This is a genomic window from Acidovorax sp. PRC11, assembly GCF_031844105.1.
Classification (GTDB): domain Bacteria; phylum Pseudomonadota; class Gammaproteobacteria; order Burkholderiales; family Burkholderiaceae_C; genus Paracidovorax.
In genome coordinates, this window is record NZ_JAUZUQ010000038.1 from 1 (window position 1) to 25,167 (window position 25,167).

General features: G+C 68.4%; 27 protein-coding genes. 23 read left to right on the forward strand and 4 right to left on the reverse strand.

What is annotated here, in order from left to right; translation table 11 throughout:
• Positions 1-216: 216 nt before the first annotated feature.
• From fliD to Q9R47_RS23440, 3 genes are all read left to right on the forward strand, one after another.
• Entirely contained in the window at positions 217-1,653 is a 1,437-nt protein-coding gene (gene fliD, locus Q9R47_RS23430) for a flagellar filament capping protein FliD (RefSeq protein ID WP_311235518.1), read from the forward strand.
• A gap of 64 nt (positions 1,654-1,717) precedes the next feature.
• Positions 1,718-2,164 (forward strand): flagellar export chaperone FliS, encoded by a 447-nt coding sequence (gene fliS / locus Q9R47_RS23435; protein ID WP_311235519.1) that lies wholly within the window; start codon positions 1,718-1,720, stop codon positions 2,162-2,164.
• A 3-nt stretch (positions 2,165-2,167) separates the two neighbouring features.
• On the forward strand, positions 2,168-2,467 hold the full coding sequence (locus Q9R47_RS23440; protein WP_311235520.1) for a flagellar protein FliT: 300 nt from the start codon (positions 2,168-2,170) through the stop codon (positions 2,465-2,467).
• 158 nt (positions 2,468-2,625) lie between these two features.
• Here Q9R47_RS23440 and fliE read toward each other — a convergent pair whose 3' ends face one another.
• Positions 2,626-2,940: a flagellar hook-basal body complex protein FliE gene (gene fliE / locus Q9R47_RS23445; RefSeq protein ID WP_311235521.1), complete on the reverse strand. Its 315-nt coding sequence runs from the start codon at positions 2,938-2,940 to the stop codon at positions 2,626-2,628.
• 175 nt (positions 2,941-3,115) lie between these two features.
• Here fliE and fliF point away from each other — a divergent pair, with 175 nt between their 5' ends.
• The 13 genes from fliF (at position 3,116) to fliR (ending at position 14,567) form a co-directional block, all read left to right on the forward strand.
• On the forward strand, positions 3,116-4,816 hold the full coding sequence (fliF, locus tag Q9R47_RS23450) for a flagellar basal-body MS-ring/collar protein FliF (protein ID WP_311235522.1): 1,701 nt from the start codon (positions 3,116-3,118) through the stop codon (positions 4,814-4,816).
• A gap of 81 nt (positions 4,817-4,897) precedes the next feature.
• Entirely contained in the window at positions 4,898-5,893 is a 996-nt protein-coding gene (fliG, locus tag Q9R47_RS23455; protein WP_311235523.1) for a flagellar motor switch protein FliG, read from the forward strand.
• A complete protein-coding gene (locus Q9R47_RS23460) occupies positions 5,877-6,614 on the forward strand; it encodes a flagellar assembly protein FliH (RefSeq protein WP_311235524.1) in 738 nt (245 codons plus the stop codon). The genes fliG and Q9R47_RS23460 overlap by 17 nt, the downstream gene beginning before the upstream one ends.
• A gap of 4 nt (positions 6,615-6,618) precedes the next feature.
• Entirely contained in the window at positions 6,619-8,049 is a 1,431-nt protein-coding gene (fliI, locus tag Q9R47_RS23465) for a flagellar protein export ATPase FliI (RefSeq protein ID WP_311235540.1), read from the forward strand.
• A gap of 19 nt (positions 8,050-8,068) precedes the next feature.
• Positions 8,069-8,551 carry a flagellar export protein FliJ gene (gene fliJ, locus Q9R47_RS23470; RefSeq protein ID WP_311235525.1) on the forward strand — a complete coding sequence of 161 codons (483 nt, stop codon included), beginning with the start codon at positions 8,069-8,071 and terminating at the stop codon, positions 8,549-8,551.
• The gene (locus Q9R47_RS23475) at positions 8,548-9,987 is read left to right on the forward strand and encodes a flagellar hook-length control protein FliK (RefSeq protein WP_311235526.1); all 1,440 of its coding nucleotides are present in this window, start codon (positions 8,548-8,550) and stop codon (positions 9,985-9,987) included. Before fliJ ends, Q9R47_RS23475 begins: the two co-directional genes overlap by 4 nt.
• A gap of 248 nt (positions 9,988-10,235) precedes the next feature.
• Complete coding sequence (gene fliL, locus Q9R47_RS23480) at positions 10,236-10,823, forward strand: flagellar basal body-associated FliL family protein (RefSeq protein ID WP_311235527.1); 588 nt, start codon at positions 10,236-10,238, stop codon at positions 10,821-10,823.
• 19 nt (positions 10,824-10,842) lie between these two features.
• Positions 10,843-11,847 (forward strand): flagellar motor switch protein FliM, encoded by a 1,005-nt coding sequence (fliM, locus tag Q9R47_RS23485; RefSeq protein ID WP_311235528.1) that lies wholly within the window; start codon positions 10,843-10,845, stop codon positions 11,845-11,847.
• On the forward strand, positions 11,837-12,292 hold the full coding sequence (fliN, locus tag Q9R47_RS23490) for a flagellar motor switch protein FliN (RefSeq protein WP_311235529.1): 456 nt from the start codon (positions 11,837-11,839) through the stop codon (positions 12,290-12,292). The genes fliM and fliN overlap by 11 nt, the downstream gene beginning before the upstream one ends.
• Positions 12,293-12,308: 16 nt before the next feature.
• Complete coding sequence (locus tag Q9R47_RS23495; RefSeq protein ID WP_311235541.1) at positions 12,309-12,674, forward strand: flagellar biosynthetic protein FliO; 366 nt, start codon at positions 12,309-12,311, stop codon at positions 12,672-12,674.
• Between the two features lie 67 nt (positions 12,675-12,741).
• Positions 12,742-13,491, forward strand: coding sequence for a flagellar type III secretion system pore protein FliP (gene fliP / locus Q9R47_RS23500; RefSeq protein WP_311235542.1), 750 nt, complete (start codon positions 12,742-12,744; stop codon positions 13,489-13,491).
• Between the two features lie 28 nt (positions 13,492-13,519).
• The gene (gene fliQ, locus Q9R47_RS23505; RefSeq protein ID WP_311235530.1) at positions 13,520-13,789 is read left to right on the forward strand and encodes a flagellar biosynthesis protein FliQ; all 270 of its coding nucleotides are present in this window, start codon (positions 13,520-13,522) and stop codon (positions 13,787-13,789) included.
• A 7-nt stretch (positions 13,790-13,796) separates the two neighbouring features.
• Complete coding sequence (fliR, locus tag Q9R47_RS23510) at positions 13,797-14,567, forward strand: flagellar biosynthetic protein FliR (protein WP_311235531.1); 771 nt, start codon at positions 13,797-13,799, stop codon at positions 14,565-14,567.
• A gap of 45 nt (positions 14,568-14,612) precedes the next feature.
• Here the strand turns inward: fliR and Q9R47_RS23515 are convergent, their stop codons facing one another.
• Together Q9R47_RS23515 and Q9R47_RS23520 are read right to left on the reverse strand one after the other, a co-directional pair.
• Positions 14,613-15,242, reverse strand: a complete 630-nt coding sequence (locus Q9R47_RS23515; protein WP_311235532.1) for a response regulator transcription factor — start codon at positions 15,240-15,242, stop codon at positions 14,613-14,615.
• On the reverse strand, positions 15,239-16,357 hold the full coding sequence (locus tag Q9R47_RS23520) for an ATP-binding protein (RefSeq protein ID WP_311235533.1): 1,119 nt from the start codon (positions 16,355-16,357) through the stop codon (positions 15,239-15,241). Before Q9R47_RS23520 ends, Q9R47_RS23515 begins: the two co-directional genes overlap by 4 nt.
• A 174-nt stretch (positions 16,358-16,531) precedes the next feature.
• Between Q9R47_RS23520 and Q9R47_RS23525 the strand changes: the two genes are divergently transcribed.
• From Q9R47_RS23525 to Q9R47_RS23555, 7 genes are all read left to right on the forward strand, one after another.
• Entirely contained in the window at positions 16,532-16,978 is a 447-nt protein-coding gene (locus Q9R47_RS23525; RefSeq protein WP_311235534.1) for a hypothetical protein, read from the forward strand.
• A gap of 50 nt (positions 16,979-17,028) precedes the next feature.
• Complete coding sequence (locus Q9R47_RS23530) at positions 17,029-17,391, forward strand: response regulator (protein WP_011797390.1); 363 nt, start codon at positions 17,029-17,031, stop codon at positions 17,389-17,391.
• Between the two features lie 37 nt (positions 17,392-17,428).
• A complete protein-coding gene (locus Q9R47_RS23535; protein WP_311235535.1) occupies positions 17,429-19,600 on the forward strand; it encodes a chemotaxis protein CheW in 2,172 nt (723 codons plus the stop codon).
• 36 nt (positions 19,601-19,636) lie between these two features.
• Positions 19,637-20,137: a chemotaxis protein CheW gene (locus Q9R47_RS23540; protein WP_311235536.1), complete on the forward strand. Its 501-nt coding sequence runs from the start codon at positions 19,637-19,639 to the stop codon at positions 20,135-20,137.
• A 162-nt stretch (positions 20,138-20,299) separates the two neighbouring features.
• Positions 20,300-21,148 (forward strand): CheR family methyltransferase, encoded by an 849-nt coding sequence (locus tag Q9R47_RS23545; RefSeq protein WP_311235543.1) that lies wholly within the window; start codon positions 20,300-20,302, stop codon positions 21,146-21,148.
• 24 nt (positions 21,149-21,172) lie between these two features.
• Positions 21,173-21,937, forward strand: a complete 765-nt coding sequence (cheD, locus tag Q9R47_RS23550) for a chemoreceptor glutamine deamidase CheD (protein ID WP_311235537.1) — start codon at positions 21,173-21,175, stop codon at positions 21,935-21,937.
• 19 nt (positions 21,938-21,956) lie between these two features.
• Positions 21,957-23,057 carry a chemotaxis response regulator protein-glutamate methylesterase gene (locus Q9R47_RS23555; RefSeq protein WP_311235538.1) on the forward strand — a complete coding sequence of 367 codons (1,101 nt, stop codon included), beginning with the start codon at positions 21,957-21,959 and terminating at the stop codon, positions 23,055-23,057.
• Positions 23,058-23,135: 78 nt separating this feature from the next.
• On the opposite strand, the gene Q9R47_RS23560 is transcribed toward Q9R47_RS23555, so the two are convergent.
• Positions 23,136-25,025, reverse strand: a complete 1,890-nt coding sequence (locus Q9R47_RS23560; RefSeq protein WP_311235539.1) for an ATP-binding cassette domain-containing protein — start codon at positions 25,023-25,025, stop codon at positions 23,136-23,138.
• Between the last annotated feature and the right edge of the window lie 142 nt (positions 25,026-25,167).

Consider the following 25,167-nt stretch of genomic DNA (forward strand, 5'->3'; position numbering starts at 1 on the left):
CGCTGATCGCGCAGCGGAAGGCGAGGCCCCACGCGGCCTCGCCGCACTCCAGGCGGCAACGGCTTCGGCCATTGCCGCTTTGCCGCTGGTGGCGGGCGCGGCCGCAAGCGGTGGATTGGGTGGGTTATCCTGTGCTTATCGGCGCGATGCCGTGCCGTCGGGGCGGGATAATTTCCGTCGATACAACGCGTCGCATCGACTGAATGGAGGTGGTATATGCCGAGCTTTTCTTCGTTGGGCATTGGCCTGGGCGGCAACGTCAACGTCAATGACCTCATCAAAGCTTCCGTCGATGCCGTCAAGCTGCCCATCACCCGGACCAACGGCCTGACCCAGCAGGCGGCCGTGACGAATGCGAAGGTTTCCGCTTTCGGGCAATTCAAATCACTTGTCTCCACCCTCTCCGATGCCGCCGGCAAGCTGACCAGCGTCACCGGATGGAACGGCGTGGCGGCGACCTCGTCCAGCACCGATTTCGTGACCGTGTCTGCCGTGGGCGGTGCGGCGGCGACGTCGTTCAACGTGCAGGTGCAGAACCTGGCCAAGGCCCAGTCCTCCATTTCCGATGCGCTGACGCCCGCCAAAAGCGCCGTGGGCGCCGGCACGCTGACCCTCACCACGGGCACCTGGAGCGGCACTCCCAAGACTTTTGCCGCCGGCTCGGACGCGGTCGTGAAGATCGACGTCACGGCGACCGATACGCTGGAAGACGTCGCCAGCAAGATCAACGGCTCCAAGGCCGGCGTCACCGCCACGGTGCTGACCGATGCCTCGGGCCAGCGCCTGATGCTGCGCAGCAAGACCACCGGCGAGAGCGCGGGCTACCAGCTCGGCGTGACCGATGCGGATGGCAGCAACACCGACTCCGCGGGGCTGTCCCGCGTCCTGTCCGGTTCGACCGAGTACGCGCAGAATGCCAATGCCACGGTCAACGGGGTCGCCGTCAGCTCGGGCACCAACGTCTTCGCCAATACCGTGGCGGGTGTGACCTTCACGGCCGTCAAGCCCACCACGGCGGACGTCACGGTCTCGGTTTCCAAGGACAACTCGGCCGTCAAGGCCAATGTCCAGGCCTTCATCACAGCCTACAACGCCGTCAACAGCGCACTGAACGACGCCACCAAGTACGACAAGGATACGAAGACGGCCGGCTTGCTGCAGGGCGACTCCAGTGCCGTGAACCTGCAGAACACGCTGCGGATGGCGCTGCAGTCCGTCAATGCCTCCGGCGCGTTCCGGTCGCTGTCGGACGTGGGGGTGGTGTCCGCGGGCGGAAGCGGCAACCTGATGCCCGACGGCAGCCTGAGCCTGGACGCGACCAAGTTCGACAAGGCGATGCAGACTCCCGACGACGTGAAGGCCTTCTTCCGTGGGGCCGATGGCGGCAACGTCACTGACGGATTCGCCGGCAAGTTCCAGGGCATCACCTCGAAGCTGCTTTCCACCGGAGGCTTCTTCGCGAGCAAGGACCAGTCGTACAAGGAGGCGCTCAAGCGCAATGCCGCGGACGTCGAGCGCATCACCGACCGGGCGAGCGAGGTGGAGAAGAACCTCATCGCCCGCTACACGGCGCTGGACACCAAGATGTCCACCATGAACCAGCTCAACAGCTACATCCAGCAGCAGGCGGTCGCCTGGAATAAAACCCTGTGAAGGGCCTTCAGTTTCGTGGCGGAACGCCGATAAATTGAATAACAGATTCCGAGGAGCGACCGCCATGTTCACCGCTTACCAATCCCGTGCCAATGCCTACCAGCGCATCAACGTTGAAACGAGCATGCACACCATCGACCAGCACCAGCTGGTCAGCCTGCTGTATGCCGGTGTGCTGAATGCCATCGCCACGGCGCGCGGGGCCCTGGCGCGGGGGGACGTGGCGACCAAGTGCTCCGCCATTTCCAAGGCGGTGCGCATCCTGGAGGAAGGGTTGAGCACGGCGCTCGATCGCGAGGAAGGCGGAGCGCTGGCCGGCAACCTGGATGCGCTGTACGACTACAGCCTGCGCCGTCTGATCCAGGCGAACGCCAGGAACGACGACGCGATGCTGGAAGAAGTCGCGCGCCTCATCGAGCCGGTCGCCCAGGGGTGGAACGAGATCAAGAAGATGGCGGTGTCCAATGCGGCCGCCAATGACGTGGCACACCCCGTGGTGGCGGAGGCCTGAAACATGAACGACATGCTGATTGACTACTACAAGGCCATCGAAGACAGCAGTGCGCGGATGCTCGAGGCTGCCAAGCTCAAGGACTGGGACGAGGTGGTGCGTTGCGAAGGCGCCTGTGCCGTGCTGATCGAGCAGCTGCGCTTCAAGTCGCAGGACCAGGAGCTGCTGCCGGAGCACCGCCGCGAGAAGACGCGCATCATGCAGCGCATCCTGCGCAACGACGCCGAGATCCGTTGCCTGGCCGAACCCTGGCTCGCACAGTTCGAACACCTGTTCGAGCGCCAGCCGATGATCATGCACTGAGCTGGGCGGCTCGCCCCGCCGGCAACGGCGGGGTGGGGGCCCTCCAGGCGACGAGCCTCCCCGATCGCCGCGCCAGCGCGAAAAATGCCTCGCTCCCTTACGGGTGCGAGGCATTTTTCATTCGAGGAGGCGTCGGCGAGGGGCGCTCTCCGCCGGACTCAGACCTGCATGTTCATGATGTCCGTGTAGGCCTGCACCATGCGGTTGCGCACGTGCAGCGTCGCCTGGAAGCCGACCTGGGCCTTCTGGATGGCGATCATGGTTTCTTCCAGGCTCACGGCCGGGTTTTCCATCTGCACTTCCTGCTGCAGCCCGCTGGCCCGGTTCTGGGCGGAGCTGACCGACTGCAGCGCCCCCTTGAGCGCGTCCGAGAAGCCGACCTCCTGGCCGGCAGCGTCGGGTGCGGCCGCGGCACGGCGCGCCAGGCCGGCGCCCGTGAGGGGAGCGGTGGAACTGGAGATGCGGAAGTCCATGGCGGTCGATGGTGGGGGTTGCGGGATGGTGCAATCCTAGGGGCGGGCGGCCGGGCCATCCCGGGGAATAACTGGGAAAACGGGCGGCTTATCCGGCTGCCGGTCAGGGCGGGTGCGCCCAATAATCGCGGCACGCCAGATCCCGTGTGCCGTGGCGAGCCCCTTGGAAAGCACCATGTCCGCAGTCGCCGAAATTCCCGTCGCCCCCCCCGCCAGCACCGGCGCGCCCTCGGTGCTGCAGCGCTTCTCTGCGCTCGACCGTTCCAAGCGCATGCGCTTCGGCGTGGGCATCGCGTTGCTCGTGGCGGCCATCGTGGCGGCGGTGGTGCTCAACCGGCAGCCGGACTACAAGGTGCTGTTCTCCAACCTGAGCGATAAGGACGGCGGCGCGATCGTGGCGCAGCTGTCCACCATGAACGTCCCCTACAAGTATGCGGAAGGCGGCGGCGCCATCCTGGTGCCGGCCGAGCGCGTGCACGACGTGCGGCTGCGCCTGGCCACCCAGGGCCTGCCCAAGGGGTCGGTGACCGGCTTCGAGCTGATGGAGACGAACCGCTTCGGCGTGACGCAGTTCCAGGAGCGGCTGAATTTCCAGCGCGGGCTCGAAGGCGAACTCACCCGTTCCATCCAGGCGCTGTCGTCGGTGCAGAGCGCGCGCGTGCACCTGGCACTGCCCAACCAGAACGGTTTCTTCCGCGAGCAGCAGAAACCCTCCGCTTCCGTGCTGCTGAGCCTGTACCCCGGCCGCTTCCTCGACCGCACGCAGCTGGCCGGCATCGTCCACCTCGTGGCTTCCAGCGTGCCCGAGATGGCCCCCTCCGCCGTCAGCGTGCTCGACGACACCGGCAAGCTGCTCTCGCAGTCTCCCGACACCGCCGCCGGCAACGGCGTGGACGCCCAGCAGCTGTCGTACGTGCAGCAGATCGAGCAGCAGTACACCCGCCGCATCCTGGACATCCTGGAGCCTGTGGTCGGCAAGAACAACGTCAAGGCCCAGGTGACGGCCGAGGTGGACTTCTCGCAGTCCGAGCAGACTTCCGAGCAGCACCGCCCCAACCAGACGGCCGACAGCGGCGCCGTGCGCAGCCAGCAGGTGGTCGAGAGCTCCGGCTCCCAGGGCGGCAACCAGCCCCCCGCCGGTGTTCCGGGCGCGGCCAGCAACCAGCCGCCGCAGCCCTCCACAGCGCCGATCAACGGCGCCAACCCCGCGCCCAACGCCGGCAACGGCCAGCAGGGCCAGGCGACCGGTTCCAAGCGCGAATCCATCACCAACTACGAAGTCGACAAGACGGTGCGCGTCACCCGCGCGGGCAGCGGTGCGATCAAGCGCGTGAGCGCCGCCGTGGTCGTCAACTACCAGGCCATTGCCGACGCCGCCGGCAAGGCGCCGCAGGCCAAGGCATTCACGCCCGAGCAGATCGAGCAGATGACCGCCCTGGTGCGCGAGACCATCGGCTACAGCAAGGACCGCGGCGATTCCGTGAACATCATGAACACCCAGTTCCTGGTGGACAGCACGCCGGTGGTGGACCTGCCGCTCTGGAAGCAGCCCGAGATGATCGAGCTGGCCAAGAGCCTGGGCTGGCCCGTGGGCATCTCGCTCTTCGCCGCGCTGATCCTGCTCGGCCTGGTGCGCCCCGCGATCAAGGGCATGAACCAGCCTCCGGCGCCTGCGGTCGCTGCCGCGACGGGCCGCCAGGTGGACACGATCGAGGCCGACGAGCCCGAGCGCCCGGCCCTGGCCGCCCCGACCAAGCCGGAGGACGTGCTCCAGAGCCCCGAGCAGTTGCGCCTGGAGGAAGCGCGCGTGCTGGCCAAGGACAATCCCGTGGCCGTCGCCAACATCCTGAAGGTGTGGGTGAACGGCGAGGCTTGAAACCCGCGCTGCATCCACCGATGATGGCGCCGATGACAGCCCACACCCACCACCCCCAACCCCGACCGGCGGTAAGTTCCCATGGATGAGCAAGGCCTGAACGACGCGGCGATCCTGCTGATGTCCCTCGGCGAGGAGGAAGCCGCCGAGGTGTTCAAGCACCTGTCTCCCAAAGAGGTGCAGAAGCTGGGCGAGACCATCGCCCGCATGAAGTCCGTCTCCCGCGAGAAGGTGGACAGCGTGATCAACCGCTTCTCCAACGATGCCGCGGCGCAGAGCCTGCTGGTGTCCGACACCAGCAACTACGTGCGCGCGGTGCTCAAGCGGGCGCTGGGCGACGACAAGGCGGCGCTGCTGATCGACCGTATCCTGCAGGGCGGCGACGTCTCGGGCATCGAAAGCCTGAAGTGGATGGACCCGCTCTCCGTCGCGGAACTGCTGCGCAACGAACATCCGCAGATCGTCGCGGCCATCCTGGTGCACCTCGACCCGGAGCAGTCCGCCGCGGTGCTGATGCAGCTGTCGGACCGCCAGCGCGGCGAGGTACTGCTTCGCGTGGCCACGCTCGAAGGCATCCAGCCGACGGCGCTCAAGGACCTCAACGAGGTACTGTTCAAGGTGCTCGCCGGCGGCGACAAGATCCGCAAGAGCTCCCTGGGCGGCGTCAAGGCGGCGGCCGAGATCATCAACCTGCTGGGCTCCAACATGGATGCGCCGGTGCTCGAGTCGATCCGCAGCTACGACCCCGACCTCGCCCAGAAGATCATGGACAAGATGTTCGTGTTCGACGACGTGAACAAGCTCGACGACCGCGCGATCCAGACCGTGCTGCGCGAAGTGGCCTCCGAAACCCTGGTGGTCGCCCTCAAGGGAGCCCAGCCGGAACTGCGCGAGAAATTCCTCTCCAACATGTCCTCGCGCGCGGCCGAAGCCATGCGCGAAGACCTGGAATCGCGCGGACCCATGCGGCTGTCCGAAGTCGAGGCGCAGCAGAAGGAAATCCTCAAGACCGTGCGGCGCCTCTCGGATGAAGGCCAGATCGTGATCGGAGGCGGCGGCGATGACGCATTCGTATAGTCCCCGCGGCGCGTACACGCGCTTCATCCCGAGCGAAGAGATCGCCGAAGTGGCGCAATGGCATTTCGGTGCCGTGGACGGCTCCGATCCCGTGCCGGTGCCCGAGGCCGCCGAGCCCGACGCGGCCGAGCTGCCCCCGCCCGGCATCGACGAGGCCACCCACCTGGAGGCCCTCGAAGCCGCGCGCCAGGAGGCGTTCGCCCAGGGACGGGCGCAGGGCGAGGAAGAAACCGCCCTCGCGTGGCAGCAGCGCATGGACGACTACATCGCCGGCCAGGGCCGGGAGACCGCCGCGCAGCTCGAACGCGTGGTCCAGGCCGCGGATGCCGGGCTGGCCGCGCTGCAGCAGCGCATGGCCCAGGACATCCTGGCCCTGGCCTGCGACATCGCCCGCCAGGTCGTCCGCCAGGAGCTGTCCTCCGGCCCCCAGGCGCTGCTGCCCGTGGTGCGCGAGGCGCTGGGCATGCTGGTGTCGGAGGGGCGGCACGCCACCGTGCGGCTGCATCCGGCGGACTGGCAGTTCCTCGAGCAGCCGCTCACGGCCGAATACACCGGCGCCAAGGTGCAGTGGGTGCCCGATGCGGCCGTGGCCGAGGGCGACTGCATCGTCGAATCGGCTGGCATGGTGGTGGACGGCTCGCTCGACCGGCGCTGGCGCCGCGCCATCGCGGCGCTCGGGCTGTCTACGGCCTGGAAGATCGACGAGGATGGCCATGGCTGACGGCATGGTGCACGGCGACGTCCCGCAGGCGCAGGCGGGCGATGCGCACGCCGCGCCCTGGGAAGCGTTCCTCGCGGATGCGCGCGCGCGCGTGGCGGACGGCAGCCCGCTGGAGACCCGCGGCACGCTCACCCGGCTGACCGGCCTCGTCCTGGAGGCCGTCGGCATCCGCGTGCCCGTGGGTTCGCAGTGCCTGGTGCAGATGCCGGGCCACGAGGCCGTGCTGGCCGAGGTGGTCGGGTTCTCGGGCGACCGGGCCTTCCTGATGCCGGCCGGCGACATCCACGGCCTCTCGAGCGGCGCGAGCGTCGTGCCCGCCGCTCCCTACGTGCCCGTGCCGCGGCTGGGCGATGCCACGCGCCCGTCGACCGCCGCGGGCGTGCTGCGCCTGCCCATGGGCGACGGCCTGCTGGGCCGGGTGGTGGATTCGCAGGGCCTGCCGCTGGACCATGGCGGCCCGGTGCAGGACGTGTCCTCCGAGCCCATGGACCGCCGCCAGATCAATGCCATGGACCGCGACCCCGTGCGCGAAATGCTGGACACCGGCGTGCGTGCGATCAACGCCCTGCTCACCGTGGGCCGCGGCCAGCGCCTCGGCCTGTTCGCGGGCTCGGGCGTGGGCAAGAGCGTGCTGCTCGGCATGATGGCCCGCTATACCCGCGCCGACGTGATCGTCGTCGGCCTCATCGGCGAGCGGGGCCGGGAGGTCAAGGAGTTCGTCGAGGACATCCTGGGCGCGCAGGACCGGGAGCGCGCCGTGGTCGTCGCCGCACCGGCCGACGCGCCGCCGCTGCTGCGCATGCAGGGCGCCGCCTATGCCACCGCCATCGCGGAACATTTCCGCGACAAGGGCAAGCACGTGCTGCTGCTCATGGATTCGCTCACGCGCTACGCCATGGCGCAGCGCGAGATCGCCCTGGCCATCGGCGAGCCGCCCGCCACCAAGGGCTACCCGCCCAGCTGCTTCGCCAAGCTGCCCGCGCTGGTCGAGCGCAGCGGCAACGGGCTGCACGGCGTGGGCTCCATCACCGCCTTCTACACCGTGCTCTCCGAGGGCGACGATCAGCAGGACCCGATCGCCGACGCGGCGCGGGCCATCCTGGATGGGCACATCGTGCTGTCGCGCGCGCTGGCCGAGACCGGGCACTTCCCCGCGATCGACATCGAGCAGTCGGCCTCGCGCGTCATGCACAACGTCGCCTCGCGCGAGCATTTCGACCTCGCCCGCCGGTTCCGCGCCACCTATTCGCGCTACCAGAAGAGCCGTGACCTGATCCAGGTGGGCGCCTACATGAGCGGGTCGGATCCGGCCCTGGACGAGGCCATCCGCCTGCAGCCGGCCATGGCCGCGTTCCTGCAGCAGAGCATGTTCGAGGCCGCGCCGATGCAGGAAAGCCTGCATTCCATGGCGGCCGTGCTGGGCCCGCAGGCCTGACCGCGCAGAGGATTCGAGCATGGCATCCCTCCAGGCATTCCTCGTCGCCGTCGAGATGGCGGAGCGGCAGCGGGACGCGGCGCGCCAGGCGCTGCAGGACCTCCAGCGCGCCCGCAGCGCGTCGGAGGCACAGCTGCAGCAGCTGCAGAACTACGCCCAGGAGACCGAGGGCCGCTGGGGCATGCGCGCCGACGCCACGGTGAAGCCGGAGGTCATGTACCACCACTACCAGTTCATGGACCGCCTCGGGCATGCCGTGGGCCTGCAGAGCCACGTGATCGGCGAGCAGGAAGGCCGGGTGCGGGCCGCGGGCCAGGCACTGCTGCAGGCCGAGCTGCGCGTCGCGGCGCTGCGCAAGGTGGTGGAGCGGCGGCGCCACGACCTGGCCCAGGCCGAGGCGCGGCGGGATCAGAAACAGACGGACGAGCGCGCCGCGCTGCGTTTCGGAAAGGCCCCGGTCACGGGGCAGGGCCCCGACGGGCCAGAGGAACCATCACCATGACCAACGACATCCGCACCCAAGCCTCCCGTAGCACGTCTTCGGCCCATGCCGGCCACGAGGCCAAAGGCGCCCGTGGCGCCGGCAAGGCCGCCGGAAGCCAGTCTGCGACGGACGCTTCCACCGATGCCACCGCCGCGGCGGCCGGGCAGGGCGGCTTCTCGATGCTGCTCGCCTCGCTCGGCGCGGGGATGGAGGCCATGGATGCCGGCGCGGGCATGGGCACGGATACGGGCACGGCCGCCATCGCGGCCTTCGCGGGGGACGGGCAGGGTGGTCCGGCATCGCCCGCACTCTCCGGCATGGATCCGCTCTCGGTCGCGCTGCAGGGCCTTCTCCCCGGAGCGGCCGGCAACGGCACGGCCGCCGCGGCCGCATGGTCCGGCGACGCTGCAGGTGCCGGCGCCGGCGCGGGCGCGGGCCTGCTGGCCCAGGCATTGCGGCCGGCGGGCCTGATGGATGCGAGCAGCCTCGTGGGCCAGACGGCACTCATCGACGGAGCGGGCGGTGCGTCCGGTGTGGCCGGCAAGGCGTCCTCCGCGCTGCGTGCCGGGTTCGCCCGGGGCGCGCATTCCCCCATGGGAGCGGCAGGCGGCACCGACGGAAACGGCGCCTCGGCAGGCGGCAGCTTCGCGGTTCCTTTCCTGGGCGGCAAGGACGATGCCCTGCCGGCCGGGCTGGCCCACGCCGCCGCATCGATGGCCGCAGCGGCTTCCGCGGCCCAGCCGGGCGGTGACCGGCGCGACCTCGCCGCATCCCTGACGGCGGGGGCGGGCGCCGCCGCACGCGGCGCCGAGGCCGCGCCGGCCGCCGCGTCCGGCGGCAATGGCGATCTGCAGGCCCTGATGCAGCAGGCGGGCGCGGGCGGCCGGCCCGAGTCGGCCTTCCAGTCCTCTGCCGGCGCGGAGCGCTCCGCGCAACCGCTGGGCACGGAAGGGCTGCAGTCGTCCTCCCTGGGGGCCCCGGGCACCGCGGGCGACGGCACGCCGGGCGTGGCGGACGGGTTCCAGATGCCGATGGAGGACCAGATCGCGGAGCAGGTGGCCTTCTGGGTACACCAGAAGACGCAGAATGCCGAGCTCACGATCGACCGGGAGGGCCAGCCCGTCGAGATTTCGGTATCGCTCTCGGGCAACGAGGCCCACGTGGCCTTCCGCAGCGACCAGGCACAGACCCGCGATCTGCTGGACACCAGCGTCGCCCAGCTCCGCGAACTGCTGCGCGGCGAAGGGCTCGAACTGGCGGGGGTCAGCATCGGCCAGTCGGGCGCAGGCGGTGCAGGCGGTGCCGGCGGCGATGCGCCGGGACGGCCCGCCGGACGCGGGGAAGGCGGCTCCCGCATCGGGCGCGTGCAGGCCGCGGGGGGCGCGATGCAGGACGGCGGCGCCGTCGCACGCCCTGCGGCGCGCCCGGACCGCGCACTCGACGTCTTCGCCTGACGGGCGGCCAGCCGGCGGGCGGGTCACTGTGTGGCGCGGCGTGCCGGACCGCCGCAGCCGGCGAAGGGCGAGGGGGTAAAGCAGGAGTTTCCGGCGCTATTCTGGCTATTATCCGCCGCGTCGGTGCCCAATAATGGCCGCATGCGGGAAGCCTGCGCTCCGTCCCGGGCGCGGCCCGCCCGCGCGGCTTCCGGTCACTGGCTGCCTGCCGTCCCTCTCCCTGAATCCGCTGCGCAAGGAAATCCAACGTGTCCGCCACCCCGCCCGCCGACGCTGCCGCCAAGCCCAAGAGCAAGAAGCTGGTCCTGATCATCGCCATCGTCCTGGTGCTGGTCCTGGCCGGCGGGGGCGCAGCCTGGTTCATGCTCTCCAAACGCAGCCACGGCGACGAGGACGAGGAAGGCGGTGGCGGCGGCCACCAGGCCAAGGCCGCAGCGCCGGCCGCCCCGAAGGTGGCGCCCACCTTCCTTCCCATCGACAACATGGTGGTGAACCTCGCCGACTCGGGCGGCGACCGCTTCGCCCAGATCGGCATCACGCTGGAGCTGGCGGACGCCAAGACCTCGGACCTGGTCAAGCAGTACCTGCCCAGCATCCGCAGCGCGGTCCTGATGCTCGTCTCGCAGCGGACCTCCGAGGAGCTGCTGGGGCGCGAAGGCAAGGAGAAGCTGGCCGTCGACATCCGCCGCGAGGTCTCGCGTCCTCTCGGCTACACCGTGCCCAAGCCGCGCAAGCGGCGCGCGAGCGACGAAGAGGACGACGAGGAAGCCCCCGCGCCGAAGGCCGACACCAACCCGGTGCGGCAGGTCCTCTTCTCGAGCTTCATCATCCAATGACCCCGGCAGGAGATTCCCGATGAGCGAGTCATTCCTTTCCCAGGAAGAAGTCGATGCCCTGCTGGAAGGGGTCACCGGCGAGAGCCAGAAGTCCGTCGAGGAAGCGGCGGACACCGGTGCCATCCGCAACTACGACATCTCCAGCCAGGAGCGGATCGTCCGCGGCCGCATGCCGACGATGGAAATCGTCAACGAGCGGTTCGCGCGCAATTTCCGCATCGGCCTGTTCAACTTCATCCGCCGCAGCCCCGAGATCTCGGTGGGGACGGTGTCCGTGCAGCGCTACAGCGCCTTCCTGCGCGAACTGGCGGTGCCCACCAACTTCAACATCGTGGCCATCCGGCCGCTGCGCGGCAGCGGGCTGATCGTCTGCGAGCCCTCGCTCGTGTTCGGCATCATCGACACGCTCTACGGCGGCGTGGGCAAGTTCCAGACCCGCATCGAGGGCCGGGATTTCTCCCCCACCGAACAGCGCGTCATCAACCGCCTGGTGGACGTGATCTGCACCGAGTACAAGAAGGCGTGGCACGGCATCTATCCGCTCGAGCTGGAATACCAGCGCTCGGAAATGCAGCCGCAGTTCGCGAACATCGCGACGCCCAGCGAGATCGTGGTGTCCACCGCCTTCCAGCTGGAAATCGGCGATCTGTCGGGCGCCATCCACATCTGCATGCCCTACGCGACGCTGGAGCCGATCCGCGACGTGCTCTATTCCTCGACGCAGGGCGACTCCATCGAGGTGGACCGCCGCTGGGTGCGCGTGCTGACGCGCGAGATCCAGGCCGCCGAAGTGACCCTCGTGGCCGAACTGGCCCGCGCCGACGCCACCGTCGAGCAGCTGCTCGCGATGAAGCCCGGCGATTTCATCGAACTCGACCGCGAGCCGCGCATCCAGGCATCGATCGGGGGCGTTCCCATCTTCGAGTGCCAGTACGGCACGCACAATTCCAAGTACGCCATCCGCATCGAGGAGTGCCTGCGCAACCCCGACGTGAACTGGCTGGGAGAGAAAAATGTCAACTGACGGCGACAACCAAAGCAACGACAACGACGGCAAGGCGGCGGCGGACGATCCATTCGCCGGCTGGGCCGAGGCGCTGGAAGAGCAGAAGAATTCCGACGAGCCGCAGCCCGTGGACCAGGGCGGCCCGCTCGCGGGCGAACCCGTGCGCCCGTTCTCGTCCTCGAGCAACGAGGCCCCGGTCAACGACATCAACATGGTGCTGGACATTCCCGTCCAGCTGTCCGTGGAGCTGGGCCGCACGAAGGTGCCCATCAAGTACATCCTGCAGCTCGCCCAGGGCTCCGTCGTGGAACTCGACGCGCTGGCCGGCGAGCCGATGGACGTGCTCGTCAACGGCTACCTCATCGCGCAGGGCGAGGTGGTGGTGGTCAACGACAAGTTCGGCATCCGGCTCACCGACGTGGTGACCCCTTCGGAGCGGCTGCGCCGCGTGAGCCGTGGATAGCGCTCCCGGGGCCGGCATGGGGCAGACGCTGGTCGTCGTCGTCCTGTTCATCGCCGCCGTGGCGCTGCTGCCCTGGCTGGTGCGCCGCCTCCAGCAGCGCCAGGCGGGCGGCCCGGCGGCCCACGCCGGCGCCGCGGCCAAGGTGCTTTCGGCCGTTCCCGTCGGGCCGCAGCAGCGCGTCGTGACCGTGGAGGTCGGCCCCGAACACCAGCGCGTCTGGCTCGTGCTGGGCGTCACCGCCCAGAATGTGCAGTGCCTGCACGTGCTCCATCCCTCGGCCGCAGGGCCGTCTTCCCTGGCCCCTGTTCCCGCTCCCGCGTCCTTCGCCGGCGAGATGGCGGCGGCCACCCGGCGCCAGGACGCGCCCGCGCCGCATGGTTGAAACCTCCCGCTCCGATACGGCCCGTGCGCCGGGCGCCGCTGCCGCTCCGTGGCTGCGGCATGCCGCGATGGCCGCGGCCGGCGGCTTCGCCTGCCTGCTGGCATCCTCCGCCTGGGCGCAGGCCACCGGCGGCGCTGGCGCTGGCGGCAGCCTGCCCGTGCTGGTGGGCGCGGGGGCCGGGGGCACGAGCTACTCGGTCCCCATCCAGACGCTGCTGTTCTTCACGGCCCTGTCGTTCCTGCCGGCCGTGCTGCTCATGATGACGGGCTTCACCCGCATCGTGATCGTGCTCTCCCTGCTGCGCCAGGCGCTCGGCACGCAGTCCGCGCCGCCGAACCAGGTCATCATCGGGCTCTCGCTGTTCCTCACCTTCTTCGTCATGGGCCCGACGTTCGACCGCGTCTACGCCGACGCCTACCTGCCCTACAGCAACAACAGCATCACCTTCGAGCAGGCCGTGGAGCGGGCCGAGGCGCCGATGCGCTCCTTCATGCTCAAGCAGACGCGCCAGTCGGACTTCTCCCTGTTCGCGCGGCTGGCGAAGCTGCCCGCCGACGCCACGGCGGAAACCGCGCCCATGCGCGTGCTCGTGCCCGCGTTCGTCACCAGCGAGCTGAAATCGGCGTTCCAGATCGGGTTCATGATCTTCATCCCGTTCCTGGTCATCGACATGGTGGTGTCCAGCATCCTGATGTCGCTGGGGATGATGATGCTGTCGCCCGTGCTCGTGGCGCTGCCCTTCAAGCTCATGCTGTTCGTGCTGGCGGACGGCTGGAACCTGCTGATCGGCTCCCTGGCCGCGAGCTTCGTCACCTGACGCCCGCCAAAGAAGAAGGAAATTCCCCATGACCTCGCAACTGGTGCTGACGATGGGCCGCGACGCCCTCACGCTGCTGCTCATGGTGTCCATGCCCGTGCTGGGCAGCGTGATGGCCGTGGGCCTGCTCGTGAGCATCTTCCAGGCCGTCACGCAGATCAACGAGGCCACGCTGGCCTTCGTGCCCAAGCTGATCGCGGCCATGGTCGTGTTCGCCGTCATCGGCCCCTGGATGATCTCCACGCTGGTGGACTACATCCGGCGCACCATCGAATCGATCCCCTCCATCGTCGGGTGACCGCCGCGTGATCACCTTCTCCGAGGCGCAGATCATGGCCTGGCTGTCGCCGGTGCTGTGGCCGTTCCTGCGGGTCCTGGCGATGTTCTCGGTCGCGCCCGTCTTCTCGATGCGCACCATCCCGGTCCGGGCCAAGATCGGCCTCGCGTTCCTGGTCTCGGTGTGCGCGCAGGCCGCGCTGCCGGACCAGCCGGTGATCGACCTGAACGGCCGCGAAGCGCTCGGCGCCGTGGCGCAGCAGGTCGCCGTGGGCCTGGCGATCGGCTTCGCGGTGCGCCTGGTGTTCTCCGCCGTCGAGCTGGCGGGCGAGGTCATCGGGCTGCAGATGGGGCTGAACTTCGCCTCCTTCTTCGATCCCTCCTCGAGCGGGCAGGTGAGCGCGGTGGGCCGCTTCTTCGGCCACATGGCCCTGCTGCTCTTCGTGGTCATCAACGGCCACCTCGTGGTGCTCATGGCGGTGGTGAAGAGCTTCGACGCCTTTCCCGTGGACGGCAGCTTCCTGCAGTCGCTCGGCCAGCTGCGCCTGCAAGACCTCGGCGCATCGCTGTTCTCCAGCGCGCTCTGGATCGCCCTGCCCATGATCGCGCTGCTGACGTTCGTCAACCTGGCGCTGGGCGTGATCTCCCGCGTGGCCCCGCAGATGAACATCTACGCGGTGGGGTTCCCCGTCACCCTCACCGTGGGGATGCTCGGCATCGCCGCCACGCTGCCCATGCTCGAGCAGCCGGTGCTCACGCTGATGCAGCAGTCGATCGACCTGTTCTCGTCGCAGCGCTAGCGCCAGTGCCAGCGCGGGCCGGGCGATGCCCGCCGCCGCGCCGTGTCACACCAGCTGGTTGCGGATCGCATACACCGTCAGCTCCGCGTTGTTGGTGAGCTTGAGTTTCTCGAGCACCCGCGCCCGGTAGACGCTCACCGTCTTCGGGCTCAGCATCAGCTCTTCCGCGATGTCCGAGAGCCGCCTGCCCGAGGCGATCTTCACCAGCGTCTGCAACTCGCGTTCGGACAGCGATTCGTGCGGCAGCTCGGGCGCGGGCTGCGCCAGGCTGTCGGCCAGCATCTGCGCCACTTCCGGCGTCAGGTACTTGCGGCCCCGCATCACCGTGCGCACCGCCTCGATCAGCTCCATCGGGTCGCCGGCCTTGTTGGCATAGCCCTGCGCGCCGGCCCGCAGGCACCGCAGTGCGTACTGGTCCTCGGGGTACATCGACACCACCAGCACCCGGATGGCCGAGTCGGTCTCCCGCAGGCTCGTCAGCACCTCCAGCCCGCTGCGCCCCGGCATGTTCAGGTCCAGCAGCAGGACGTCGCAGGGCACCTTGCGCAGGATGTCGCGCAGCTCCGCATAGCCCCCGGCCTCGCCGGTCACCTGGATGTCGGTCGCCTCGGTGAGCGTATCGCGGATGCCGCGTCGCAGCACGGCGTGGTCGTCGCACAGCACGACATGGATCATGGCATTTCTCCTCCGTCCGCCGCATCGCGGCCTTCCGCGGGGCCCAGCGGGATCGAGACGATCACCGACGTGCCGCGGCCCGGCTGGCTGCTGATGTCCAGCCAGCCACCGACCGTTCTCGCGCGCTCTTCCAGGCCCTTCAGTCCGAACGACTTGGGCTTGTTCCGCATGGCGGGCTCGATCCCCCGGCCGTTGTCGGTCACTTCCAGCGTCAGCACCCCCTCGCTGTCGGACAGGTCGATCGCCACCTGGCCCGCCTCGGCGTACTTGGAGACATTGGTCAGTGCTTCCTGCGCCGTGCGGTAGGCCACGAGCTGCACGTCCGCCGGCACCGCGATCGTGTCCCGGCCCGCATGCACCCGCGTGGGAATGCCCGTGCGGCGCTCGAAGCTCTCGGCCAGCCACTGCACTGCCGCCACCAGGCCCTGGTCGAGGATGGGCGGGCGCAGGTCCATCATGATCCGCTGGCTGGCCCCGATGGCGTGCTGCAGCATCTCCGTGGCGTCGCCCGCATGGCGGCGCACCGGCTCTTCCGACGCATGCCGCCGGATCCACTCCACGTCGAAGCGCACCGCGGTCAGGGCGCCGCCGATGTCGTCGTGGATCTCCCGGGCGATCGCCGCGCGTTCCTTCTCGATCGAGGTCTGCAGGTGCTCGGTCAGCTCGGCCAGCCGGCGTTCGGAGGCGGCCAGTTCGCGCACGGCCTGCTTGCGCGCCCGGCGTGCCTCGTGCACCTCGATCGCCCGGTCGATCACGTGGGGCAGCCGGCCCATGTCGTCCTTGAGCAGGTAGTCCGCCATGCCCAGGCGGATCGCATCCACGGCCGCGGCCTCGCCGATGGCGCCGGAGAGCAGCACGAACGGGGGCGCGTCGGCGCGGGCGCTCACGATGCGCCAGGCGTCCAGGGCCGTGAAGCCCGGCAGGCGGTAGTCGGCGAGGACCAGATCGAAGCGCTCCGCATCCAGCCAGGCCGTGAAAGTCTCCATCGTGTCGGCGTGGCGGATTTCATACATCCCGTTGGCACGGCGCAACGTAATGCACGCCAAAGCATGGTCCGCAGGGGAATCTTCGAGATGCAGGATGCGCAGGGGTTTAACCGTTACTCCTGAAGCCATATGAACGCTATCATAGGATACATATTGGAACAAACGGCTTCGTTTGTGCCGTGCGAAGCGCACCGCCGCTGGCTTGCAGCCGTTGCGCCGTTGCCGGTGGTGTGGGCCACCCGCATGTGTTTACCGAAAATGGATTGAGCGTGCCCAGAGCCGCCATGCTGCCATGGAGAGACCATGCAATCTACGCTAACAGGCCCCGATGAGCCAGGAGTCCAGCTTCCGGTCATGGTGGCGGCCGAACTCCAGGACTCCCTGCTCGTTGTCATGCGCGACCTGCATCGCCTCGAAGGTCTGCTCAGCCATGCCACGGACAACCTGCTCGACCGCTTCGGCGAAGCCAACCGCGCACTGACCGACGAGCTCGTCCAGGGCGCTCCGGAACTGCAGGCCCTGCGCACCGCGCTGCGCAGCGCCGTCACCGAACTGCAGTTCCAGGACATGGCCTCCCAGCTGATCTGGCACACCACGAAGGTGCTCCAGGGCTGTGCATTCAGGCTGGCTTCCGAGGCCATGGGCTCGGAAGACGGCGAAGAGGCCGCGCCGTTCGCCGAGATGGCACCTGACCGGCCCAATCCGGTCACGCAAAGCGAGATGGACGCCGGTTCCATCGACCTGTTCTGACCTTCGCCCCGTCTGGTTACCTTATATATTCAAGTGAGTTGGAGCCCTACATGCAATCGATCCTCGCCGTTGATGACTCGCCCTCCATGCGCAAGATGGTGTCCTTCACGTTGACGGGTGCCGGCTACCATGTGGTGGAGGCCGTGGACGGCCAGGATGCCCTGGAAAAGGCGGAAACCCACGACATCCAGCTGGTCCTCGCCGACCAGAACATGCCGCGGCTCGACGGCATCGGCCTCACGCGCAAGCTGCGCGAACACCCGCGCTTCAAGACCATTCCGATCCTGATCCTCACGACCGAATCGAGCGACCAGATGAAGCAGGCCGGCCGCAACGCGGGCGCCACGGGCTGGCTGGTGAAGCCTTTCGATCCCAACCGCCTGATCGAAGTCATCCAGAAGGTCATCCGCTAGCCCACCGCGTCATCCACCAGAATACGGAGAGCCATCCATGGCCGACAACTACCAAGAAGGCGCGGGCAGCGATTTCGACCTCAGCCAGTTCTACCAGATCTTCTTCGAGGAAGCGGGCGAGAACCTGGACCAGATGGAGCACATGCTGCTCGACCTGGACCTGAGCGCGGCCAACGACGAAGAGCTCAACGGCATCTTCCGCTGCGCCCACTCCATCAAGGGCGGCGCCGCCACCTTCGGCTTCTCCGACGTGGCCGAACTGACGCACCAGATGGAGTCCCTGCTCGACCGCCTGCGCCGGCACGAACTCCAGCCGATCCCGCAGATGGTCGACGTGCTGCTCGAATCCGCCGACGCCTCGCGCAGCCTGCTGGCCCGCCACCAGGCCGGCGGGCAGGGCGAGGCCGTCTCCACGGGCGACCTGGTGCGCCGCATCAGCGAACTCGCCGCGGGCGTCGTGCCGGCTGCGGGTGCCGCTCCCGCGCCCGCACCGGCCGCGGTGGCCGCTCCGGCGCCCGTGCCCGCTCCGGCACCGGCTCCTGCACCGGCTCCTGCCTCCACGGTTTCGGCACCCGGCGTGTCGCGGTCGCTCGAGATCCGCATCGGCCCCGTCGAGCGGCGCGAGCAGGCAGACGCCGTCAAGGACCTCTTCCGGGACATCCCGGGCCTGGGCACCATCCAGGATCTGCCGTCCGAGCAGCCGGATGTGCGCGCCTTCGCGGTCGAGACCACGTCCACCGACGACGACCTGCTCGACCTCTTCGCCTTCCACGTGTCGAAGGAGCAGGTCCGCATCACCGCGGCCGGTGCCGCGGCCGAAGCGTCCGCCGAGGAAGCCGACGGCATGGCCGCAGCACCTTCGGCGCCCGCCGGAGCACTGGAAGCCTCCTACGGCTTCTTCGCCGGCGCGCCCGGCATGCCCGGCGACCGTGCAGACATCGCCCCGCCGGCGGTATCGGCCGGCAGCGCCGATGCCTCTGCCGCCAAGTCGTCCGCGGCAGGTGCGCGCACCGCCGAGCCCAAGGCCGTGAGCCAGGCGCAGATGGAATCCACCACGATCCGCGTGGCCGTGAACAAGGTGGACCAGCTCATCAACCTGGTGGGCGAGCTCGTCATCACCCAGGCCATGCTGGCGCAGAACAGCCGCGGCCTCGACGGTGCCGTCTACCAGCAGCTGCTCGCGGGCCTGGCCGACCTGGACCGCAACACGCGGGATCTGCAGGAATCGGTGATGTCGATCCGCATGATTCCCATGTCGATCGTGTTCAGCCGCTTCCCCCGCATGCTGCGCGACCTGGCCAACAAGCTGGGCAAGAAGGTGGACCTCGTCACCCTCGGCGAAGCGACCGAGCTGGACAAGAGCCTCGTCGAGAAGATCACCGATCCGCTCACCCACCTCGTGCGCAACAGCTGCGACCACGGCATCGAAATGCCGGCGGACCGGCTGGCCGCGGGCAAGCCCGAGCACGGAACCATCACCCTGTCGGCCTCCCACCAGGGCGGCTCGATCGTCATCGAGGTGCGCGACGACGGCCGCGGCCTCTCGCGCGAGAAGATCCTGCGCAAGGCGCGCGAGCGCGGCCTGGACGTCTCCGACCAGATGAGCGACGCGGACGTCTGGGGCCTCATCTTCGCTCCGGGCTTCTCCACGGCCGACGAGGTGACCGACGTGTCCGGCCGCGGCGTGGGCATGGACGTGGTCAAGAAGAACATCGCCGCGCTCAACGGCTCGGTCGAGATCGATTCCGCCGAAGGCTACGGCATGCGCGTGTCGGTGCGGCTGCCCCTCACGCTGGCCATCATGGACGGCATGTCCGTGGGTGTCGGGGAAGAGGTCTACATCCTGCCCCTGTCCTCGGTCGTGGAGTCCTTCCAGGTCAATTCGGACGACGTCAACACCGTGGCCCAGGGCTCGCAGCTGGTCAAGGTGCGCGACGAATACATGCCCGTCATCGCCCTGGAGAAGACCTTCCAGGTACCGCGCATCGACCAGACCAAGTCCAGCAACATCATGGTGGTCGTCGAAGCGGACGGCAGCCGGGTGGCCCTGCTGGTGGACGAGCTGCTCGGCCAGCACCAGGTCGTGGTCAAGAACCTCGAAACCAACTACCGCAAGGTGCCCAACGTGTCCGGCGCCACCATCCTGGGCGACGGCACGGTCGCCCTGATCCTCGACACGGGCGCGCTCGTGCGCCGGGTGCGCCACTGAAACCTACGCCGCTGTGCAGACTGAAGGAGCTTTCCCATGGCGACCGTGATTGAAAAGACGAATGAAGCCGCCGGCGCCGGAGTGGCCGGTGCGCGCGAATACCTGACCTTCCGGCTGGACCAGGAGGAATACGGCATCGACATCCTCAAGGTGCAGGAAATCCGGGGGTACGAACCCCCGACCCGCATCGCCAACGCCCCGGAATTCATCAAGGGCGTCACGAACCTGCGTGGAACGATCGTGCCGATCGTCGACATGCGGCTCAAGTTCGACTGTTCCAAGGCCGAATACAACAGTTTCACGGTGGTGATCATCCTGAACCTGCGCAACCGGGTCGTGGGCATCGTGGTCGATTCCGTGAGCGACGTTATGGAACTCACGTCCGACCAGATCCGCATGGCGCCCGACATCGAAAGCTCCATCGACAGCAGCTGCATCGTGGGGCTCGGCTCGGTGGGCGAACGGATGCTGATCCTGCTCGACATCGAGAAGCTCATGTCCAGCCCGGACATGGGCCTCATATCGGGCAACGACTGATTTTCGCGGGCAGGGCCGGGACAGAGACAGGGCCCTTCCAGCGGAATCGCGGCATGGGGATCGGCGTTCCCCCGGCCCGCGGGCCGGCCCTAGAAGAAGATGCGGAATTGAATCGAATCGAACATGCGCCAGACCTCCTCCTCTTCCGTTCCCCCGCGCGGCATGCCGGACCCCGCCGACGCCCCCTCCTCGGGGCCGCTGGCCCAGGGGCGTGAATTCGTCTGGACGAACGCGGACTTCTCCCGCGTGCAGGGCCTCATCTACCAGCGCGCGGGCATCAGCCTGCACGACGGCAAGCACGCCATGGTCTACAGCCGCCTGTCGCGGCGCCTGCGCGAGACGGGCCACACCAGCTTCCACGACTACCTCGGCTGGCTGGAAACCCACGACGGCCCGGAGTGGCAGGAATTCGTCAACGCGCTGACCACCAACCTCACGGCGTTCTTCCGCGAGCAGCACCACTTCGAGATCCTGTCGGACCTGCTGCGCTCCCGTCCCTCGGGGCCCTGGAGCGTCTGGTGCAATGCCGCATCGACCGGAGAGGAGCCCTATTCGATCGTCATGACCGCGATCGAATCCATCGGCGCCAATGCGCCGTTCAAGCTCACGGCGAGCGACATCGACTCCCGCGTGCTGGCCACCGCGTCCGAAGGCGTCTACCGCATGGACGGCGTCAAGGGCCTGAGCCCCGAGCGGCTGCAGAAGTTCTTCCTGCGCGGCAAGGGCCCCAATGCGGGGCTGGCGCGCGTCAAGCCCGAGCTGCGCCGCCCCATCGAATTCATGAGCGTCAACCTGATCCGCGACGACTGGCCCTTCCGCGAGCCCTTCGACGTGGTGTTCTGCCGCAACGTGATGATCTATTTCGATGCGCCCACGCAGCGCCGCGTGCTGGAGAAGATCCACCGCGTCCTCAAGCCGGGCGGCATGCTGTTCGTCGGCCACGCGGAAAATTTCAGCGAGTCCCGCGATCTCTTCAATCTGCGCGGCAAGACCGTGTACGAGCGCCGATAAGGCTGCCTCCGCAAGAAGCCCCCCATGACCCAACACCGTCCCGGCTCCCCCTTCGCGTCTGGCGCTTCTGCCTCCACACCGGCGTTCGACGGCGTCGAGCGCCGCCAGGCCCCGCGCATCGCCCCCCTCAGTGCCGACGTCTATTCGAGCGCTCCCGCCGGCGCCGCGAAGCAGTCGACGCTGCAGGAACTCAAGGGGCGCACCCGCCGCCCCGGCGAAGCCTCCTTCTTCTTCTTCGACCACCACTTCCAGCACAACGCGGTCAAGGTGCTTCCCGGCGAATACTTCGTCTCGGACGAAAACCTGGTCATCATGACCGTGCTGGGCTCCTGCATCGCCGCGTGCCTGTGGGACAGCCGCAGCCGCATCGGCGGCATGAACCATTTCATGCTGCCCGACGGCGACTCCAACGACGTGTCCGGGCGCTACGGCTCCTACGCGATGGAACTGCTCATCAACGAGATGCTGAAGCTCGGCGCGCGCCGGGAGTCCCTGCAGGCCAAGGTGTTCGGCGGCGGACAGGTGATGCACAACTTCACGACCATGAACGTCGGCGAGCGGAACACCACCTTTGTGATGAACTACCTGCAGACCGAACGGATTCCCATCGTGTCCGAGGACGTGCTCGATATTTATCCGCGTAAAGTGGTGTTCTTTCCCGTGACGGGCAAGGCCATGGTCAAGCGGCTGGCCCATGCCCATCCGGAAGCCCTCGTCGCGCAGGACGTCAAGGGCAATGCGGCCACCGTGGCGAAGGCCACGGCCGGCGGGTCGGTGGATCTGTTTTGATTGAGAAGGACCAGACGGAATGAGCAGGAAGATCCGTGTGATCGTGGTGGATGATTCCGCGCTGGTGCGCAGCCTGCTGTCGGAAATCATCAACCGGCAGCACGACATGGAGTGCATCGGGACGGCCAACGACCCGCTCATCGCCCGGGAGATGATCCGCGAGAAGGACCCGGACGTGATCACGCTGGACGTCGAAATGCCGCGCATGGACGGCATCGACTTCCTGGGCCGTCTCATGCGGCTGCGGCCCATGCCCGTCGTGATGATCTCCACGCTGACCGAGCGGGGCGCGGAAGTCACCATGAAGGCGCTGGAACTCGGCGCGGTGGACTTCGTGGCCAAGCCGCGCGTGGGGCTGTCGAGCGGGCTCAACGAGCTCGCCACCCAGATCGTCGACAAGATCCGCGTCGCGGCGGTGGCCCAGGTCCGCCGGGCCCCGGCCGCCAGGCCCGCGGACCGGCCCGCACAGCCGGGCTCCGCCGCCCCGATCACCCCCGCAGCCACGCTGCTGGGGCGCATCTCGACCGAAAAGCTCATCTGCATCGGTGCCTCCACCGGCGGCACCGAGGCCATCCGCGAGGTGCTCGTGCAGATGCCCGCCGATTCGCCCGCCATCGTGATCACGCAGCACATGCCGCCCGGGTTCACGACGAGCTTCGCCGCCCGCCTCAACGGCCTGTGCCAGATCACCGTCAAGGAAGCGACGAACGGCGAGCGCATCCTGCCCGGCCACGCCTACATCGCCCCCGGCGGCAAGCAGTTCCACGTCGCCCGCAGCGGCGCCAACTACGTCGCCGTGGTGGACGACGGCCCACCCGTGAACCGGCACAAGCCCTCGGTGGAGGTGCTCTTCAAGTCCGCCGCCGCCGTGGTCGGCAAGAACGCCTTCGGCGTCATGCTCACCGGCATGGGCAACGACGGCGCGGCCGCCATGCGCGAAATGAAGGACGCCGGCAGCTACAACTACGTGCAGGACGAGGCCAGCTGCATCGTGTTCGGCATGCCCCGCGAAGCGATCGCGCATGGCGCGGCGGACGAAGTGCTGCCGCTCACCCAGATCGCGCCCGCGCTCATCACGCGCCTGCGCGGCGCGACCGACCGCCTGCACCACCGCATCTGAAGCGTCGGGGAAAAGGGCGGAGACCGGGCGGACGAGTCCGTTCTCCGATTCCGGAACGGGCCCGACCGGTCGGGCGCATCACTCCGACAGTTCCGTCCAGCGTTCGAGCGCGGCCATCAGCTCATCCTCGATCTCGCCTTCCCGCGTGTGCAGCGCGGCGGCATGCGCCCCGTCGCGCACGTAGAGGCTGCCGTCCGCCAGCTCTTCGCGGATGGACGCCTGCTCCGCCTCCAGCGCCGCGATGCGCTCGGGCAACTGCTCCAGCTCGCGTTGCTCCTTGTAGCTGAGCTTCTTCTTCGCCGGTGCGCTTCGCGTGGCGGCCGCAGCCACGGCCGGCGCCTCCCTGGCCACCTCGCGCCCGGCCGGCTTGGCAGCCGTCGCCGCCAGCGACCGGCTGCGCCGGGACTGGAGCAGCCAGTCCTGCACGCCCCCCTCGTACTCCCGCCACCGGGCGTCGCCCTCGTAGGCGATGGTGCTGGTCACCACGTTGTCCAGGAACATGCGGTCGTGGCTCACCAGGAACACGGTGCCGTCATAGGACTGCAGCAGCTCCTCCAGCAGATCCAGCGTGTCGATGTCCAGATCGTTCGTGGGCTCGTCCAGCACCAGCACATTCGCAGGCCGTGCGAATAGGCGTGCGAGCAGCAGCCGGTTCCGCTCACCCCCCGAGAGCGACCGGACGGGCGACTGCGAACGCGCCGGAGAGAACAGGAAATCGCCGAGATAGCTCTTGACGTGCTTGCGCTGGTTGCCGATCTCGATCCACTCGCTTCCCGGGCTGATGAAATCTTCCAGGGTGGCGTCGAGGTCCAGCGCATGCCGCATCTGGTCGAAGTACGCCACTTCCAGATGGGCGCCGCGGCGCACGGTGCCGCTGTCGGGCACCAGCTCGCCGAGGATCAGCTTCAGCAGCGTGGTCTTGCCGGCGCCGTTCGGTCCCACCAGCCCCACCTTGTCGCCCCGCAGGATCGTGGCCGAGAAATCCTGCACGATCGCCTTGTCACCGAATGCCTTCGTCACGTTGGCCAGTTCCGCGACGATCTTGCCCTGGTAGCCCGATGCCGATCCCGACGCGATGTCCATCCGCACGCTGCCCACGGCATCGCGCCGCGCCGCACGGCTGGCCCGCAGGGCTTCCAGCCGGCCGATGCGGCTCTGGCTGCGCGTGCGTCGCGCTTCCACGCCCTTGCGGATCCACACCTCTTCCTGGGCGAGCAGCTTGTCCGCCTTGGCGGCGATGACGGCTTCCTGCGCCAGTTGCTCCGCCTTCTGCAGCACGTACTGCCCGAAGTTGCCGGGATAGGACAGCAGGCGACCCCGGTCCAGTTCGACGATGCGCGTGGAGATCCGGTCCAGGAAGGCCCGGTCGTGGGTGATGGTGACGACGCTGCCGGGGAAGGCCAGCAGCAGCTCCTCCAGCCATTCGATGGAATCGACGTCCAGGTGGTTGGTCGGCTCGTCCAGCAGCAGCACGTCCGGACGCGCCACCAGCGCCTGGGCCAGCGCCACGCGCTTCTTCAGCCCGCCGGACAGGGCGCCGATGCGGGCCTGCGGGTCCAGGTGCAGCCGCTGCATCGTCTCTTCGACGCGGCGCTCCCAGTTCCAGCCGTCCACGGCTTCGATCTCGGTCAGCAGCGTATCGAGTTCTGCGCCGGTGGCATGCGCATACCGCTCGCGCAGGGCCACCACGTTCGCCAATCCTGCGGCCGTCGCTTCGAAGACGGTGTGCCCGGCGTCGAGCAAGGGCTCCTGCGCCACATAGGCGATGCGCACGCCCTGCTGCACATGCATGGCGCCATCGTCCGGATGCGCCAGGCCGCCAAGAATCTTGAGCATCGACGACTTGCCTGCTCCGTTGCGGCCGATCAGGCCCACGCGCTCGCCGACCTCCAGCGAGAAATCGGCATGGTCCAGCAGCGGCGTGTGGCCGAAAGCCAGCTGGGCGTCCAGGAGAGAGATGAGTGCCATATATAGAGGGAGAGGGGCTGCCCCAGGGGGCGCCTAGAGGGGGGATGACGCGATTTTCTTCCCTTCGGCGCAAAAAAGGTTGCCGAGCGGAAGTTTGTTGCTATACTAGCGGGCTTCGCTACTGAAGATTAGCAACAGCCGA